Annotated in this window: 14 protein-coding genes and 1 pseudogene; 11 read left to right on the top strand and 4 right to left on the bottom strand. The window is 60.7% G+C overall.

The window, feature by feature from the left end; translation table 11 throughout:
- Nucleotides 1-343: 343 nt before the first annotated feature.
- The 8 genes from BG57_RS19485 to BG57_RS19455 all read left to right on the top strand — a co-directional run bounded on the left by BG57_RS19485 (nt 344) and on the right by BG57_RS19455 (nt 7,939).
- Nucleotides 344-1,756: an MFS transporter gene (locus BG57_RS19485; protein WP_035967291.1), complete on the top strand. Its 1,413-nt coding sequence runs from the start codon at nt 344-346 to the stop codon at nt 1,754-1,756.
- Between the two features lie 9 nt (nt 1,757-1,765).
- Entirely contained in the window at nt 1,766-2,311 is a 546-nt protein-coding gene (locus BG57_RS19480) for a GAF domain-containing protein (RefSeq protein WP_035967290.1), read from the top strand.
- A 37-nt stretch (nt 2,312-2,348) separates the two neighbouring features.
- The gene (locus tag BG57_RS32650) at nt 2,349-2,492 is read left to right on the top strand and encodes a hypothetical protein (protein WP_371875860.1); all 144 of its coding nucleotides are present in this window, start codon (nt 2,349-2,351) and stop codon (nt 2,490-2,492) included.
- A gap of 96 nt (nt 2,493-2,588) precedes the next feature.
- Nucleotides 2,589-3,824 carry an NAD(P)/FAD-dependent oxidoreductase gene (locus BG57_RS19475; RefSeq protein ID WP_308743659.1) on the top strand — a complete coding sequence of 412 codons (1,236 nt, stop codon included), beginning with the start codon at nt 2,589-2,591 and terminating at the stop codon, nt 3,822-3,824.
- 63 nt (nt 3,825-3,887) lie between these two features.
- Nucleotides 3,888-4,790: a dihydrodipicolinate synthase family protein gene (locus tag BG57_RS19470; RefSeq protein WP_035967287.1), complete on the top strand. Its 903-nt coding sequence runs from the start codon at nt 3,888-3,890 to the stop codon at nt 4,788-4,790.
- A gap of 68 nt (nt 4,791-4,858) precedes the next feature.
- Nucleotides 4,859-5,857, top strand: a complete 999-nt coding sequence (locus tag BG57_RS19465) for a 4-hydroxyproline epimerase (protein WP_081850942.1) — start codon at nt 4,859-4,861, stop codon at nt 5,855-5,857.
- Nucleotides 5,858-5,901: 44 nt separating this feature from the next.
- Nucleotides 5,902-7,137, top strand: a complete 1,236-nt coding sequence (locus BG57_RS19460) for a metal-dependent hydrolase family protein (RefSeq protein WP_035967284.1) — start codon at nt 5,902-5,904, stop codon at nt 7,135-7,137.
- A gap of 79 nt (nt 7,138-7,216) precedes the next feature.
- The gene (locus tag BG57_RS19455; RefSeq protein ID WP_035967366.1) at nt 7,217-7,939 is read left to right on the top strand and encodes a GntR family transcriptional regulator; all 723 of its coding nucleotides are present in this window, start codon (nt 7,217-7,219) and stop codon (nt 7,937-7,939) included.
- 207 nt (nt 7,940-8,146) lie between these two features.
- Here BG57_RS19455 and dld read toward each other — a convergent pair whose 3' ends face one another.
- Together dld and BG57_RS19445 are read right to left on the bottom strand one after the other, a co-directional pair.
- Nucleotides 8,147-9,883, bottom strand: a complete 1,737-nt coding sequence (gene dld, locus BG57_RS19450; protein WP_052005897.1) for a D-lactate dehydrogenase — start codon at nt 9,881-9,883, stop codon at nt 8,147-8,149.
- A gap of 48 nt (nt 9,884-9,931) precedes the next feature.
- On the bottom strand, nt 9,932-10,618 hold the full coding sequence (locus BG57_RS19445) for a GntR family transcriptional regulator (RefSeq protein ID WP_035967282.1): 687 nt from the start codon (nt 10,616-10,618) through the stop codon (nt 9,932-9,934).
- Between the two features lie 210 nt (nt 10,619-10,828).
- Here BG57_RS19445 and BG57_RS33845 point away from each other — a divergent pair.
- A pseudogene (locus BG57_RS33845) lies at nt 10,829-11,158 on the top strand (helix-turn-helix domain-containing protein); the annotation flags it as partial.
- Nucleotides 11,159-11,254: 96 nt separating this feature from the next.
- Here BG57_RS33845 and BG57_RS19440 read toward each other — a convergent pair.
- A complete protein-coding gene (locus BG57_RS19440) occupies nt 11,255-12,304 on the bottom strand; it encodes an SDR family oxidoreductase (protein ID WP_035967281.1) in 1,050 nt (349 codons plus the stop codon).
- A gap of 213 nt (nt 12,305-12,517) precedes the next feature.
- On the opposite strand from BG57_RS19440, the gene BG57_RS19435 reads away from it, so the two are divergent.
- Complete coding sequence (locus tag BG57_RS19435) at nt 12,518-13,351, top strand: class II glutamine amidotransferase (RefSeq protein ID WP_035967279.1); 834 nt, start codon at nt 12,518-12,520, stop codon at nt 13,349-13,351.
- A gap of 241 nt (nt 13,352-13,592) precedes the next feature.
- On the opposite strand, the gene BG57_RS19430 is transcribed toward BG57_RS19435, so the two are convergent.
- A complete protein-coding gene (locus BG57_RS19430; protein WP_035967364.1) occupies nt 13,593-14,279 on the bottom strand; it encodes a hypothetical protein in 687 nt (228 codons plus the stop codon).
- Nucleotides 14,280-14,624: 345 nt separating this feature from the next.
- Between BG57_RS19430 and BG57_RS19425 the strand changes: the two genes are divergently transcribed.
- Nucleotides 14,625-17,333, top strand: a complete 2,709-nt coding sequence (locus tag BG57_RS19425; protein WP_035967277.1) for an ATP-dependent Clp protease ATP-binding subunit — start codon at nt 14,625-14,627, stop codon at nt 17,331-17,333.
- Nucleotides 17,334-17,477 lie beyond the last annotated feature (144 nt).

The raw sequence follows: 17,477 nt of genomic DNA, 5'->3' as shown, positions 1-17,477 counted from the left end.
TTTGCAATTGAACGTCGGCACGCAGTACAACCTGTCGAAGCGCACGCTTCTCTACGCAACGACGTCATGGGAACGCGCCCTGAGTACGGATTCCACCGGCAAGCCGACTGTCGCTGCGCTGTCATTCCTTACGCCATCGTCGACTGGGAATCAGGTAGCCGTCCGCGCCGGTATCCGGCACTCGTTCCAAGCCAGGTCCCCCACGAATCCATAGCCACACTGCGCCGCCCTGCGCGTCGCCTGAGAAAGCCGTCAGCGCAAATCCGCACTTGACGCTGGATTTTGGATACAGGATATTGTTGGCATAGGCCGCGTTCTTCGCGGCACCCTCAGGGAGTTCCGTATGTCTCCAATTGCAGCGCGGCTCGAGCGTCTCCCGTTCAGCCGCTTTCACTTCAAGCTACTCATCATGGGCGGCCTGGGGTTCATGTTCGAGGCCATCGACGCCGCGATCATTGCCTTCATTCTTCCTGTCGTCCGGACGAAGTGGCATCTGACGAGCTTCGAAACGGGCATCCTTGGAAGCAGCACTTATGTGGGCTTTCTTGTCGGTGCACTGTTCGCAGGCTTGCTTGGGGACCGATTCGGCCGACGCGTCGTGATGATGTGGGCCCTGACGTTCTTCTGCGTCATGACCTTCGCCAACGCCTTCGTCAACGACTGGCATACGTTCGCGGCGTTGCGGGCGATCGCGGGCATCGGCATGGGCGCGGAAGGCGCGATCATCGCTCCGTTCCTAGTCGAATTCGTGAGCAATCGCTATCGCGGCGCATTCACCGGCGCGCTGGCTGGCTTTTTCTCTTTCGGTTTCGTCGCAGCGGCCTTGATCGGCTACTTCGTGATTCCTCTCGGTCCGGAAGGATGGCGTTACGCCCTCGTCCTCGTGTCGCTGCCTGTCATCGTGCTTTTGTGGTGGCGTCGCTCGCTGCATGAATCGCCGCGTTGGCTCGAAATTCGCGGGCGGCACGCTGAAGCGGAAGCGGTCGTAGCGGACATCGAGCGGCAGGTCGAAAGCACGGGCGTCAAGCTCGCGCCGGTTGCGGCAGTCAGCGGCAATGTGGCTGCGACCTACGAACGCACGGGCTCGTTCTTCGGCAACCTAAAGCTGCTCTGGAAGCCGCCGATGGCGAAGACGACGCTGATGAGCTGGTGTCTGTGGTTGTCGGTCACGTTCTGCTCGTATGCGTTCTTCGTGTGGATTCCGGGCCTGCTCATGCAGCGCGGCATGACGATTACGAAGAGCTTCTCGGTGTCCATCCTTATTTATCTGGCGCAGATCCCGGGCTATTACTCGTCGGCTTATTTCTGCGAAAAGCTCGGACGCAAGGCAACCATCGTCACCTATATGGGACTCGCGTGCATCGCCGGTATCTGGCTCGCGAACGCCGGTAGCGATACATCGGTTGTCATGGCGTCCATCTTCATGTCGTTCGCGATGAATGGCGTCAATGCAGGCGAATACGCCTACACCCCGGAAGTTTTTCCGACGCACCTCCGTGCAACCGGCATGGGTACGGCGTCGGCATTCGGTCGAATCGGGGCAATCTGTTCGCCGATGCTCGTCGGGTACGTCTATCCGATCTGGGGCTTTGCAGGCGTGTTCGGCATGACGACCGCCATTCTTATGCTCGGGGCGCTTGCGGTCATCTTCCTCGGCGTCTCGACGAGCGGCAAGACGCTCGAAGAAATCACGGCTGAAGAGTACGGCGACGGTAGCTCCGGTGCGACTGCCGCCAATCTGAAAACGGCAAAGTAAGGGGAACGTATGAAGCCAGAGCAGGGATTGGTGGAACTGTCAGCGATCAAGCGCGTTGCTGGAGCACTGCAGACGGGTCGCTCAAATCAGGCGTTCTGGAGCGAACTCGAACGATCTCTGACTGAAGTATTCGGTCAAAGACTCTTCACGGTGCTGGCCTACGACGCTGATTCGAGTCGACTCTGCCGGCTGTATAGCAATCGGCTGGACATCAATCCAATAGGCGGCATCAAACGCGTGACTCAGAGCCGTTGGACGCAGCAGGTTCTTCAACGCGGCGAGATTTTGATTGGCTCGACGCGCGAGGACATCAAATCGGTGTTCTCGGAGTATGAGGTCTTGTGGTCCATCGGCTGCGAGAGCGTGCTGAACATTCCGGTGCGCAGGCGGGGCGTGACGGTAGGGACTCTCAATCTCCTCGATGCCGCCGGCAAGTACGACCATGCCGACCAGGAGCTCGCGCTGGTCTTTGGACAACTCGCAGCTTCGACGCTCGAAGAAGAAGCGGTCCGTCTGCGCGGCATGCCGGACCCCGAATTCATGGAGCAAGTGTGAGGGTAGGTGCTCTGCGTAGAAAAGTGGATTGACAGACGTGCTCGCCAAAACCGACATGAAGGGCGTGACGAGCGACCACTTCGCCTATGACCAGTACGGCGACCTGCGCGACGCAATCATTACCGTCTACAAGTGCGAGAACGCGCAATGGAAGCCCCAGACGGTGCTTGGCTCAAAGTAAGCATGGCAACGCCGGGCGGCGATTACGCTGCCTGGCCGGGCAATCTCAACTCACGAAATGACTCAGCAAGCTCAAAACTCACAGAAGGTTTCCGACGTGGTCGTAATCGGAAGCGGAATTGTCGGCCTATCCTGTGCATGGTCGGCGCTGCGCGATGGCGCGACCGTCACGCTAGTGGACCGCGACTTCGAAGGTGACCGCACGTCGCACGGGAACGCAGGCGGCATCGCGGTGACGGAATGCACGCCGATCGCAGTGAGCGGGATGTACGCGAAGGCTTTGAAGTGGCTCTTCGACCCCTTGGGCCCGTTGTCGCTCGACTGGAAGCACCTGCCGTCGGCGTTGCCGTGGTTCATGGCGTTTCAGCGTTGCGCGAACAAGGACCGCTTCCGGGCCATCTCGCTGGCGCTGGCGCAACTGAACAATCGCGTGTACGACGACATCGTGCCGATGTTCGAAGACATCGGAGCGATGGACAGCTTCTACCGTCGCGGTGCGATGACGGTCTATGAAACCGACGAGGCCTTCGCCGCGGATCAGCACGAGTGGGAATTCAAGCGTGAGCTGGGCGTGCGCTGGCATGCCATGTCGGAGGCAGAAATTCGCGAATGCGAACCGTCGCTTGCACCGGTGTTCCGGCACGGCGTGTTTCTCGAAGACTGGTCGCACATCGGTGATCCGAAGCGGCTCGTGACGCTGTTGCGTGACCGCGTTCGATCGCTCGGCGCCAGCTTCGTCACGGGCACGGTGAAGAACCTCGACGTGTCGGATTCGCTTGCCCCGGCCGCAGTCACGGAAGCGGGAGAGCGCATCAACGGACGTCGAATCGTAGTCGCAACGGGTGCGTGGTCCGCTGCACTGGCGGAGTCCATCGGCGACCGTGTCCTGCTGGACAGCGAGCGGGGCTATAACACGACGTTGCCCGCGCATGGGATTAGCCTGTCGCGTGAAGTCATTTTTGCGGAACGCAAGTTCGTCGCCACTCCGCTCGACATCGGCATCCGCATTGGCGGAGCTGCCGAGTTCGCGGGATTGAAAGCGCCGCCGAACTACAAGCGCAGCGATGCGCTGCTCGAACTCGGCAAGCGCTTCCTGCCCGGCATCAACGACGCAGGCGCGGTCAAGTGGATGGGTCATCGGCCAGCCACGCCCGATTCGCTTCCGGTGATCGGCCGTTCACCGCACGCGTCGTCAGTGATTTACGCGTTTGGTCACGGTCACCTTGGTCTTACGCAATCGGCAACCACGGGCGCGCTCGTCGCGGATCTGCTTGCCAACCGAACACCCGGAATCAACCTCGAGCCTTACTCGATTAGTCGCTTTCGACATTGACGGGGTCCCCGCGACCTCTATCTACCAGCGGGAATCCCGCACTACTTAATCAAGAGGTGTGTCATGGCAGTGAATTGGAAAGGCGTTTTCCCCGCAGTGACGACGAAGCTGAAAGACGATGGCTCGCTCGATCACGAAGCAATCAAGGCAGGTTTGAATCGCCTCGTTGAAAACGGCGTGAGCGGCGTCGTCATGATGGGCATGGTCGGCGAGAACGCGCAACTCACGCCCGAAGAAAAGCGAACCGTCCTGAGAATTGCCATCGAAACCATTAACGGTCGCGTGCCGGTGATCTCCGGTCTGGCGGAAACGAACACGGCAGCCGCAGTGCAGTACGCGAAAGACGCCGAAGCGCTCGGCGTGCAAGGCCTGATGGTGTTCCCGGGCCTCACGTACAAGTCGGAGAACCGTGAAACCATCGCGTTCTACAAGACCATCGCGAAGGCTTCGAAGCTTGAAATCATGCTGTACAACAACCCGCGCGGCTATGGCGTCGACCTAACGCCTGATGTCGTCGCCGAACTGCTCGAAGAGCCGACCATCACGGCCATCAAGGAAGAGTCGTACGACACGACGCGCGTGACCGACCTGCTCAGCCGCTTCGAAGGCCGCCTGAACGTGGTGTGCGGTGTGGATGACCTCGTGCTCGAGTCCGTTGCGCTCGGTGCCAAGTGCTGGGTGTCCGGCATGGCGAACGCGGTTCCGAAGGAATCGGTCGAGCTTATCGACCTGGCGGTGGCCGGAAACTACGAGCAAGCGCGCAAGCTGTATCGCGTATTGATTCACTTGTTCCATCTCGACACGCACGTCAAGCTGGTGCAGTACATCAAGCTGGCCGAGAACATTACCGCCGGTTATTCCGAGAACGTGAAGGCTCCGCGTCTGAAGCTCGAAGGTGATGAACGTCAGAAGGTCGTCGCTATCGTTGAAAAGACGATGGCCGATCTGCGCTCGCTTTCGAAGTAATCTTCAAGCCTGGCGATGTGCTTTGCATTGCCAGGCCACTATCGACAGATCCACGACGGAACCGAGTGATGAAATCGACCTTCTTCTGCATCGACGGACATACATGCGGGAATCCTGTGCGCGTCGTTGCGGGAGGCGCGCCGCAGCTCGAAGGGGCGAACATGATCGAACGGCGATCCCACTTCGAACGCGAGTTCGACTGGATTCGCACGTCCCTCATGTTCGAGCCTCGCGGTCACGATGTCATGTCGGGCAGCATTCTCTATCCGCCGACTCGCCCCGATTGCGACGTTGCGATTCTGTTCATCGAGGTGAGCGGGTGCTTGCCGATGTGCGGCCACGGCACGATCGGCACGGTGACATCGGCTATCGAGCATGGCCTCGTTCGCCCGAAAGAAGCCGGAGTGCTGAAGCTCGATACGCCAGCGGGCGTTGTCGTCGCAAGATACAAGATGGATGGTGAGCACGTCGACTCAGTGCAACTCATTAACGTTCCGTCGTTTCTTCACTCCACGAATTTGTCCGTGGAAGTGGATGGGTTGGGAGAGGTCAGGTTCGATGTCGCTTACGGCGGAAACTTCTACGCGATCATCGAACCGCAAAACAACTACGCTGTCCTTCATACGCTCAAGCCGTCGGACATACAGCGGTTAAGCCCGATTCTTCGTCAGAAGGCCAACGAGAAGTACGAGTTCGTTCACCCGGAAACCCCTGCAATCCGTGGCTTGAGCCATGTCATGTGGACCGGCGAGCCTACGGTCGCGAGCGCACACGCACGCAATGCCGTGTTCTACGGTGACAAGGCGATCGACCGTTCGCCGTGTGGGACGGGCACATCGGCGCGCATGGCTCATCTCGTCGGGAAGGGGAGACTCGCTATCGGCGAGCGCTTCGTGCACGAGAGCATCATCGGCACGCTATTCACGGGCGTTCCCGAGTCGGCGACAAAGGTCGGTACGTTCGACGCCATCGTCCCCAGTATCGAAGGCTGGGCGCGCGTAACGGGCCATAACACCATCTTCGTCGACGATCGCGATCCTTTGGCGAAGGGCTTCCTGCTCAAGTAGCGAAACGACGCGGCTTTGCCGCGCCTCCACTTTGGGGATATCACATGCTGGTCCTGAAGAACGCACGCGTACTCGACGTCAATCACGAAAACGATCACGCGCATTATTCGATCGTCGTTGACGGAGAACTCATCAAGGAAGTCACGCGCGAGCCTGTATCGATCGAAGGTGCGCAGGTCATCGATGTTGGCGGCAAGACCGTGATGCCCGGCATGATCGATTGCCACGCGCACGTCATTGCATCGGTCGCGCACCTTGGCAACAACGGCCGTTTGCCCAATACGTTTGCCGTGCTTCGCGCGGTCCCCATTCTCAGCGGCATGCTGAATCGCGGCTTCACGACGGTTCGCGATGCCGGTGGCGCCGACTACGCGCTCTCCCGCGCGATCGAAGAGGGCGTCATCGCCGGGCCACGGCTTTTCGTTGCAGGCAAGGCGCTATCGCAGACGGGCGGGCACGGAGATTTTCGGGAGCGCTTCGACAATTCGGATCCGGACCCCTGCGGATGCCATCGCAACCTCGGAGCGATTGGCCGCATCGTTGACGGCGTCGACGATGTTCGCAAGGCAGTGCGCGAAGAAATGCGGGCGGGCGCGCATCACATCAAGATCATGGCGTCGGGCGGCGTCGCATCGCCGACAGACCCGATCGGCAACCTCCAGTTCTCGGTCGATGAGGTGAAAGCAATCGTGGAGGAAGCCGCGTCGCACCAGACGTACGTGATGGCGCACGCCTACACGGGCAAAGCCATCTCTCGCGTGGTCAAGCTCGGGGTTCGCACTATCGAGCACGGCAATCTGATCGACGATGAAGCCGCCGACATCATGGCTGAACACGGCGCATTCGCGGTCCCGACGCTCGTTACTTATGACGCAATGAGCAAGGTCGGCGCGAAAGCGGGCGTCGCCGAGAGCGCCTTGGTCAAGAACGAGAACGTCCGACTGCAAGGCTTGAAGGCGCTGGAGTTATTGAAGCGGCACGGCGTCAGGATGGGACTCGGCACCGACCTGCTGGGCGACATGCATCAATATCAAAACGACGAACTCACCATTCGCGCGGAGATTCTTGGTGCGTTCGAGACGATTTGTCAGGCCACCGCCATCGGCGCTGAAATTGTCGGCCAGCCGGGCAAACTCGGCGTAGTGAGCGCTGGTGCTTACGCGGACTTGCTTGTAATCGACGGTGATCCTTTGAAGGACATTAGCGTCCTGACGGGTCAAGGCGAACGGATGTCCGGCGTGATGAAAAACGGAACGTGGGTTCGCCAAACACTGCTGTGAAAACATGGCGCTGGATCTTGTATACCGCATGCAGCACCGTGGTACGATGTTTTCTGTATACAACATTAGAACCACCATCATGCCCCCGGTTGTCACCAAACGTCGAAGCAAAGAAGCGCCCGTCGTAAGCGACGTTCTTTCAGAGGCGAGCACGCGGAAGATCGTCAGACCCACGACAGTCGAACTGGTGACCACTGCAGTGCGGCAACGCATTCTGAGCGGCGAATACGCGCCCGGGGAAGTACTGCGGCAGGAGGCACTTGCCGACGAACTCGGAGTCAGCCGTGTGCCTATTCGCGAAGCGATTACGCGACTGACTGCGGAAGGGTTGTTGACCAGCGTTCCGCATAAAGGCGCTTATGTAGCGGAACTGTCGGTCGGCGAGGTGAAGGAAACCTTCGACATCCGGCTTCGACTCGAACCGTGGATCTTCGCTGAAGCGATACCGCGAATCACCGATGCCGAGATCGGCAAAGCAGAGCGTCTCGTCAAAGAGATGGATAAAGCGGACTCGGGCGTTTGGGGGCAGCTTAACTGGCGTCTCCACGAAACGCTTTACGTGCCCGCTCAGAAAGAAATAACGCTCCAGATGCTTCGCGTGCTCCACGACCGCAGTGACCGCTATTTTCGGTTTCAAGCGGTACAGGTGCCTGTTCGGGAACAGTCGCATGACGAGCACATGGCTTTGATCAAGGCATGCAAGGCTCGCGATACGAAGCTCGGCGCCAAGCTCCTCGAAGAGCACGTCAAGACCGCATCGAAGCAGATCATGGCTGTGGTCGAATCGGTGATGTCCCGGTGATGCCGCTGCCGTTGCGATAGCTGTACATGGCCCGCTCACTGGATAAAATGAGCAGGCCGTTACTGATGTGACATTTTCTTCTCATTCGCCGCCGCCTTAAATATCTCCTCAGTAAGGCGCTTTTCGATGCGCGGCGGAATCACGACCACGCGTGCCACGTCTGCGAAGATCAGCGATTTCGCCCGTTGAAGGCAGCCGCACGGCCTCTCATTCAGCCTGCTGCACAGGCGCGCAATCGGACTCGCAAGCACAGCGATAATTCGACTGCCCCCATTTGAACAACCGCGACGTCTTCCCGATGCCCGGATTGAACGAGTTAGTCGGATCGAGTTCCTCGTAGAACTGTTTGAGCGACGCCTTCGCCTCGTACAAGTGCCCCACGTTGTGCTCGGCAGGATACTCCGCGCCGCGTGCAGCCAGCAGCGCAAGAATGTCGTCCTTGATGCGATCGCAATCGACGCCTTTCTTGACCAGATATTCCTGATGCAGCACATGGCAGAAGAAATGGCCGCAGTACATCGAAAACTCGATGTCCTTCGAAATCTCCTGCGGGAGCCGTTCGAACCAGTCGGTGGCGTTGCGCGGCAGGGCAATATCGAGCGCGACGATATCCTCGACGGTCCGGGGATGAACCGCGCGATACCGCACCATCGCGCCGCCGACGGTGAAGCGGTTGAGAAACGCCGCTTCGCCTTCCTTCGCCGTGCATTCGAAATAGTCGCCCTGTTGCGTGGGAAACCGCGCTTGCAGATAGCTTCGCGCTTCCTGCACGCCGTCGTTACCCATCTTGAGCAACAGATGATGCTCGAACCTGTCGCGGTACTCGATGAGCCGTCGCGGCAGATGTTCGGGCAAGAGCCGGCTTACTGCCTGTAACAGCCGATCGCTGATCGCGTTGCCGAGTCCGGCCTTCTCGGTAAAGCCATCGAAGCGGCTTTTTGCTGCGAACGCACGCGGCACCTTGTCGGTGCCGAAGGTGCGGATGTACACGTACATGTCCTTGCCGTAGCGGCGGCTGATATCGAACGCGCCGCGGTGCATGTACTCACCCGCGATAGGCAGGCTCCTGAAGCCGCCCAGAATGTCGCGGCGAATCGTTTCGAGCTCGGCTGGATCGTTGCTGCCGATGTAGAACACTTGCGTCCGTTCGTCGGCGGGGAAGGTATCGAGACGCAGCGCGAAGACCGCGAGATGTCCGGCCGACCCCGATGCTTCGTAAAGACGGCGCGGGTCCGCGTTGAACCGCGCGGGCGTCGATGCCGCGATGTCGCGCACATGCGTGCCGTACTCGTGATCGGACGCAAGCAGTCCGTTGGCTTCAGGGATGTTGTCCGGCAATTCGCCTGCATCGAGACGAGCGAGAATGGCTTCGGCGGAGGCGCCCAGATCGATTCCCAGATGATTGACGAGCTTCAGTTCGCCGTCGGCGGTGATGCGCGCATGTATCGAAAGCTGAGTGAACGCAGGGCCGCGGCGAATCAGCGAGCCACCCGAGTTGTTGCACACGCCACCCGTCACCGATGCGCCGATGCAACTCGAACCGATCACCGAATGCGGCTCGCGTTTGAGCGGCTTGAGGCGCTTTTCCAACTGGTCCAGCGTCACGCCCGGCTGACAGATCACCTGCTCGCCATTGCGAATGAGATCGAGCCGGCGCAAGCGCATGGTATTGATGACGATGACAGGGCGATCATAGCCCTCGGCCGCAGGCGTCGATCCACCGGTCAGTCCGGTATTCGCCGCCTGACAGATGACGATGACGTTTGCACGATGACACGCCTGCAATGCCCGCCACATTTCGACGAGCGTGCCAGGCTGAATGGCGGCGAGCACCGGTCCGCCGCCGTATCGATAGCCCTGGCGGAAGCGGCGCGTTTCAGTCGCGCCCGTAAAGACATAGGCGCTGCCAACGATGTCGCCAAGCGACTGGATCAGTTCATTCATGGTTCGACGCTTCTTTCCTAGAGAACGCTGCCAGCGAAGTCTTTCGCGTTAGCGCAATGCATCCGCACGCGCCTCGTCAGTCTGGCTCGCGCGGATATACGAGTCTTCGGTGCTTCGAATATGCGCGCGCAATGCGGTGCAGGCCTTGCGCACGTTGCCGTCGCGAATCAGTTGCATGATTTCCGAATGCGTGTCGTGGCACGAGTCCACGCGTTTGTCGTCGACGGCGAGCCGGGCACGCAACGCCTGAATCTTGTCGGCGACGAGTTGATACGCGGACTGCAGATACGTGTTGCCCGAGCACGCGAGAATCGCGCCATGAAAATGCGCGTCCTGCTGACGACGGCGCATGTCATCGTCCACGCCTTCTTCGCGGCGCATTTTTAGCGCCGCAGTGAGTTGCTTGGCGAGTTGCCCGGCATCGCGACGCATGGCCAGTTCGAGCGCCGACAATTCGATGATTTCACGAAAGCGGCAGATTTCGCGCACCTGGTCCACGGTCGGCTTGAACACCAGCGTGCCGGACTGCGGCCACACTTCCACGAGTCCTTCGAGCTTGAGTTGCAGAAGCGCCTCGCGCACCGGCGTCTTGCTGAACCCGAATTCGAGCGCAAGCGCGCTTTCCGACAGTTGGCTGCCGAAGGCCAGTTCGCCGTCGACGATCGCATTGCGAATCATGTCCTTTGCAATCGCCGTCAGTGACTTCGGACGCTCTGCAAGTTTCTCGATCTTCATGGTTATGGGGCTTCGACGATCCCTCGTATGAACAAAGGCGCGCAGTAGCGATGCGCCTTTGGTTTGCGCGAAATAGTAGCACGGGGCGGTCGTTGCCTCGAAGGTTGATATCTAAGATATCAGTTGACCGAGTGAGTGGGGTCCATGTCGCAAATCATGACGCTCGGGCGCTCTTCGCCGTCCCTCGTTCCACACACGATAACTGACCGCCTTACCGATCCTGCGCCAAAGTCTGATCGCATTGGAAACGCACTCAATTACGCGCGTAGCAACCTCAGCCGGCCGCTCACTGTCGAAGAGCTCGCGAGTGCTGCATATCTCAGACCCGTGGCAGTCTTAGTCGGGTGTTTGTGATGGAGACGGGACAGTCACCCGGAAAGGCAACTAAAAGGGCTGCGGCCCGAAGCGGCGCGTTTAACGATCGGAAAGAGCCCGCATTCGCTTAAAGATGATTGCAAACGATACGGGCTTTCGCGATCGTCGGCATATGCGCGAAGCGTTCATGCGCGGGTTGGCCGGCCACCGCAGGAGGTGCGGTGAGAAGCCCGCGCCGGCGATCGAAACGGCGCCTGGATGGTATTGCTTGCAGGCTCCCGTTCGCCGGTAACGGCTCGGGCTTCGCGCCACGCATAAAGTTTATGGAATCGCCTTTCGCTCGCGGAATTCGTCGAAGAGACGCAGGAACATGTCCGTGCTATCGACGACATCGTGAAACCCGGCCTGCCGGATCTTCGTCGTGCTGGACACCACATCCCAGTCGCAGCGAAAAATGAAGTCACCAAAGCCCCACGCCGCGACGTGCTCGTACGGAATATCGACGAGTCCGTGCTGCTTCACGATACGCTCCCACAGCGGCCCCTTGTCCGCCATGTACTCGCGCAGGTTGATGGTCTGTGGTTCGGCGAGCGGCATGTCGAAGTGATCGGCGATGGCGGGCCAGAGCTGGTCCCAACGGAACACGTCGCCGTTCGTCAGGTTGTAGCTCTCGCCGCCCGGCGCTTCGGTCGCGGCCCAGACGGAACCTCGCGCCAACTGCGCCGCGTCGGTGACTTGCGCGAGCTTGCCATAGCAGGTCGCGGTTCCGGGAAAACGCAGCGGCAGGCCGAGCTCCTTGCTGATCGCTGCATACACGGCGATGACCATCGACAGGTTCATCGGATTGCCGAGCGCGAAGCCGCACACCACGTCCGGCCGAAGCACGACGGCATCCCAGTGTTTGCCCGCCGCTTCGTGCGCGAGCCAGTCTTCCATGTCGTAATAAAAGTTCGGCGGCATGTGGCGGGCATCGTCTTCTCGCGCTGGCGTTTTGAAACGCCCGAGATGTGCGCCGTAGTACTTCGCGCCCTCATAAAGCACTACACGCCCGAGCGCCGGCGAATGCTCCGCCACCACGCTCACCAGGTTGCGCAGCATGCCGAGGTTTGCGTCGATGAGCGCTTGCGGCGTCGGCTTCTCCTGATATGCGGCGTGAAAGATGTGCGTTATGCCGTCCAGACCGGCGAGCTTCGCGCGCACGTCGTCGGGATCGAGCAGATCGACCGCGATGTGCTCGCCCGGCTGTGCATCGTCCGGCGTGCGTCGTGACAGGCCGATGACATCCCATTCCGGCCGCGACGCGAGATGATTCACGAGTTGACGCCCGATCACGCCGACGCCGCCCGCCACGAGAGCCTTGTACTGTTTCATGCATGTCCCCGGTGATGAAGTGGTTGCTATCCGGGGAGCAATCGGCGCACCATCTCCTGCGGCGCGCTGTATCGGTGTCCTGCACGGCGACTGCTTTCTCCGCGCATCATGCGAGACAACGTCATCATCTGATTCGCGTTGCTTGTATGAATCGCCGGTCTTTATCGTGGCGGCAACCCGCCGCAACGCAAGCCCCTTTGACAGGAGACGATCATGTGCCGCTGGCTCGCTTATTCCGGCAAACCGCTTCAGCTCGAGACGGTGCTTTACAACGCGAAGCACTCGCTAATCGACCAGAGCCTGCATTCGACACTCGGCCAGACGACCACCAACGGTGATGGGTTCGGGATTGGGTGGTACGGACAACCTACCGACATTCCCTTTCGCTATCGTTGCATTCAACCGGCGTGGAGCGACCGGAACTTGCGCGAAGCCGCACGCGCTATCCATGCGCCGATGTTCGTCGCGCACGTGCGCTCGGCGACCGGCACGCCGTCGCAGGAAACGAACTGTCATCCATTTCGCTACGGCCGGTGGCTGTTCGTACACAACGGCCTGGTGCGCAACTATCCGGTGGTGCGTCGCGATCTGATGGTCGCGATCGCTCCGGAACTGTTCCCGTCGATCGAGGGTTCGACCGATTCAGAAGTACTGTTCCTGCTCGCGCTCACGTTCGGTCTCGCGTTGGCGCCTGTTAGTGCGCTCAAACGAATGGTGGCGTTCGTCGAGGAAACCGCCCGCCATCATGGCGTTGCTGAACCGCTGAACATGACGGTTTGCGCGACCGACGGCGAGCAAATCGTCGCGGTACGATATTCGAGCGAAAGGCGGTCACGCTCGCTGTTTCACAACACGTCGTTCCGTCATTTGCATGAGTTGTATCCCGACGATCCTCGCATCGCGATGGCCGGAGAGGACGCTTTTCTGGTCGTGTCCGAGCCGCTCGCCGATTTGCCGGGTTGGTGGCAAGAGATTCCGGAGAGCACAGTGGTGGTCGCGCAAGGCGGCGATGTCGAGCAGTTTCCGTTCGAGCCTCAAGCGGCGTGAGTCACTTGATTCGTAATTTTGCGGCGTGAACGTTTCGGTACCGCGCGTCTCGTCCGACGCGTAGAGGTATCCGGCATCCGGCGCATAAGGCATATCACCCGGAGAGACGCCACCCTCGTAAGGGACAGCCGCCTTTTGCTGCCAATGTGCAGGCCGCGGAAGATGTTAAACGCCAGGAAGGTGCCGAAACGCTATCGCTCATCGAAGGCGATTTAAGTCTAGCGACGGTTCGTCTGCAATCTCAGGCGGAAGGCACGGATAGCGACGTGAGCCAGCGACCTGATTCCGGACACACAATGCCCGGGGCGCCGTTGAACCAGACTTGCTCATCCTCGACTTGCAGCGACGCCGAGCCGGCGATATCGAATACCACTTTCAACGCGTCAGCCACACCGGCGTTTTCGATCGGCAGCTCCCAGGTCAGGAATATCTGAGTGAAACTCTGGTCCGGCGAGACAGCTTCAGCGATAAAACGGTCGCTGCTGCGATGAATAACGCCATGCGGCTGACAGGTATCGAAGATCACGGCTGTTCCGTGCTTAAGGGGAATGCGTCGACCCGTATTGGGGAAATGCAAGTCCATTCCCTTGTCTTCGCCAAGAAAGAGATTGCAGAAGGCCGCAGCGCCATATTGCTCGGCATCATGGTGATATCTCGCGCCGCGACAGGCCATGAGCGCCATGTCGCTATCGGCGAGGACGTCGGGCAGTCCAAGGGCGCAGAGCCAGTCGGACATGGCCTGCACGCAGCGCTTGTACTCCGGCCAGCGCACTTGCGTTCGCGCCAATGGCATGACCTCGACATCCCCGGGTTCGAGAGCGAGCCGCGTCGATGTTTCCCTTTGCCAGTCTGCGAGGACGGGCGCGCCCGGCACAGGCACATCGAGCGTGGCGGTTAGAACAATGTCGCTGACGCTTCGACTGCGCATGACGTCGCCGCTCCGGAAGAAGGATGTCAAGCTCCTCGCATGTGATGCTGCCGAAGTCGAGTTCATTGAGCCATTGTACCGATCGCCGCAGTGCTGCCGCTTTCCGCGGCGGCGCGCTCAAGCATAGCGTTCGTAACGAATCTGTAGCATGCGCGCCGGCGTTTTCATCCTTGCAACGCTCGGGCCCAATGCATCGGCCATTCAGAAGCGCGGAACATGCATTGCTTGAATCGGGTACGTCGTCGCGTGACGCTGTACGCCCATATCCTCATGCGCCTCGTGCCCGTGCTCTGCCCGGGCAGGGCAGTTGCACCCTCTTTCAATTCCACGAAACAGGACCCGACAATGCCCCACATGTGCGATGTATGCGGCGCGCGTCCGGCGACCGTGCGGCTTGCGGTGCTGCGCGATGGCCGCCGGCACGTCCTCGATGTATGCGACTTCCACTATGCGCAACTGACGCGGCACCAGCGTGCGCTCTCGCCGTTCGAGGCGTTGTTCATGGGCGGCATGCCGGAACAACCGGCCGCGACCGTGCCGGATGCGCCGGCAGAACGCGCGACGGGCGCGGAAGGCGTCGGCCTGGAACGCTATCTGAGCGACGGCGCGAAGGAGATGTTGATGCGCGCGGCCGAGCGCGCCGCGCAATTCGGCCGCCCGGAAGTCGACACGGAGCATCTGCTTTACGAACTGGCCGACAACGCCGTCATCGAAACCATGCTCAAGGGCATGGGCATCGATGCGGCCGAGTTGCGCCGGGTAATCGATACAACCGCGCAGCGCCGCGAGGGCGCAACGCCGCCCCCCAATGGCACGATCCGCGTCTCGCCGCGTCTGAAAAGCGCGCTCGATCGCGCGTTTATCGCGTCGCGGCAACTTCGGCATAGCTATGTCGCGCCCGAGCATTTGCTGATCGGTCTCGCCGAAGTGCCCGACAGCTTCGCGGGGCTGCTGCTGCGCAAGATGAGCGTCGATGTGGAGGCGCTGCGCCGCGAGACCGCGCAGACGGTCGGCGCGGGCGGGCCGCCGCCCGGCGATGGACCGCCTTCGCGCACGCCGCATCTCGACAAGTTCGCCCGCGATCTGACCGCGCTCGCGCGCGAGGGCAATCTCGATCCGGTGATCGGCCGCGCGACCGAAATTGAAACGATGGTTGAAGTGCTCGCGCGCCGGCGCAAGAACAACCCGGTCCTGATCGGCGAGCCCGGCGTCGGCAAGACGGCGGTGGTCGAAGGACTCGCGCAGCGCATGATCGGCGGCGACGTGCCCGAATCGCTGCGCGACAAGCGCCTCATCGAACTGAACGTGAATTCGCTCGTCGCGGGCGCGAAGTATCGCGGTGAATTCGAGGAGCGCGTGAAGCAGATCGTCGACGAAATCACCGCGAACCGCGAGACGCTGCTGCTCTTCGTCGATGAAGTGCACACGATCGTCGGCGCCGGCCAGGGTGGCGGCGAAGGCGGCCTCGATATCGCGAACGTCTTCAAGCCGGCGATGGCGCGCGGCGAACTCAACTTGATCGGTGCGACGACACTCTCGGAGTACCAGAAGCACATCGAGAAGGACGCTGCGCTCGAGCGTCGCTTTCAGCCCGTGCTCGTTTCGGAGCCGAGCGTCGCACAGACGATCAACATTCTGCGCGGCCTGCGCGACAGGCTCGAAGCGCATCACAAGGTGACGATTCAGGACGATGCGATCGTCGGCGCGGCGGAGTTGTCGGACCGCTATATCACCGGGCGCTTTCTGCCTGACAAGGCGATCGATCTCGTCGATCAGGCAGCGGCTCGCGTCAATCTTTCGGCGACGTCGCGGCCCGCTGCGATTCTCGAACTCGAATCGGAACTCGCGCAATTGCGACGCGAGCAGGACTACGCCGCATCGCGCAAGCAGTTCGATCGCGCGCATGCGCTCGATGCGGAAATCGCCGACAAGGAAAAGCAGCTCGCCGAAGGCACTGACGACTGGAAAAAGCGCATCGGCACGAATACGTCGAACGTGACGGTGGCGCACATTGCGGAGATCGTCGCGACATTGACGGGCATCCCCGTCACGCAACTGACCGAACAGGAGCGCGAGCGCCTGCTCAACATGGAAGCGCGTTTGCATGAACGCGTAATCGGCCAGGAAGAGGCGGTGAGCGCCGTCAGCGATGCCGTGCGTCGGGCGCGCACCGGGCTGCAAGGGCGCAATCGGCCGATTGCCGTGTTCCTGTTTCTCGGGCCGACGGGCGTTGGCAAGACCGAGCTTGCGAAGGCGCTCGCGGGCGTCGTGTTCGGCGATGAAGATGCGATGTTGCGCGTCGATATGAGCGAATACATGGAGCGTCATGCGGTCGCGCGCCTGATCGGTTCGCCGCCGGGTTACGTCGGCTACGAGGAAGGCGGACAGTTGACCGAGCGCGTACGCCGTCGTCCCTATAGCGTGATTCTGCTCGACGAGATCGAGAAGGCGCACCCCGATGTCTATAACGTGCTGTTGCAAGTGTTCGACGATGGCCGCCTCACCGATGGCAAGGGCCGTGTCGTCGATTTCAGCAATACGCTGATCATCGCGACGAGCAATCTCGGGTCGGATTTGATCGCCGGACAACGGCGCGCGACGCTCGGCTTTACGAGCACGGATGCCGACGCCGACGCATCGGTGCAAAGCGGCGTAATGAGCGTGCTGCGCCAGCATTTCAGGCCGGAGTTTCTCAACCGCATCGACGACATCATCCTGTTCAAAGCTCTTGGGCGGGACGAGATCGGGCAAATCGTGCGACTGCAGCTCGAACAGGTAAAGCGCATGGCGCACAGTCAGGACATTGCGCTCGAATTCGATGAATCCGTGATCAGCCATCTGGCCGAGGTGGGGTATCGCCCGGAATTCGGCGCGCGCGAGTTGCGGCGGCAGATTCGCCAGTTGATCGAAAATGAGTTGGCGAAGGAGTTGCTCAAGGGCGATATCACGGAGGGCGCGCGCGTGCTTTGCCGGTACGACCCGGATAGCGGGCGCATTGTGTTCGATGCGGAGCGATCGAATGCGGGGGATCTCGGAACGCCGCCGACGCCTTGATGCGCTAACGCCTGAGCGGTGTGCGGACGCGGTGTCGTTCGCCGGTTGGCGCTCCAATTGCGCCGACGGTCGAGACGAGCGGGAGAATAAGCTGAAGGTCGTTGCGGTGCGCATCGAACCCGCCATCGGACAGCGATTGCGGAG

The organism is Caballeronia grimmiae, from assembly GCF_000698555.1.
In the GTDB taxonomy this organism is placed as follows: Bacteria; Pseudomonadota; Gammaproteobacteria; order Burkholderiales; family Burkholderiaceae; genus Caballeronia; species Caballeronia grimmiae.
Note: the sequence above shows the minus strand (reverse complement) of the source record. Positions and strands in the feature narration are given on the sequence as shown.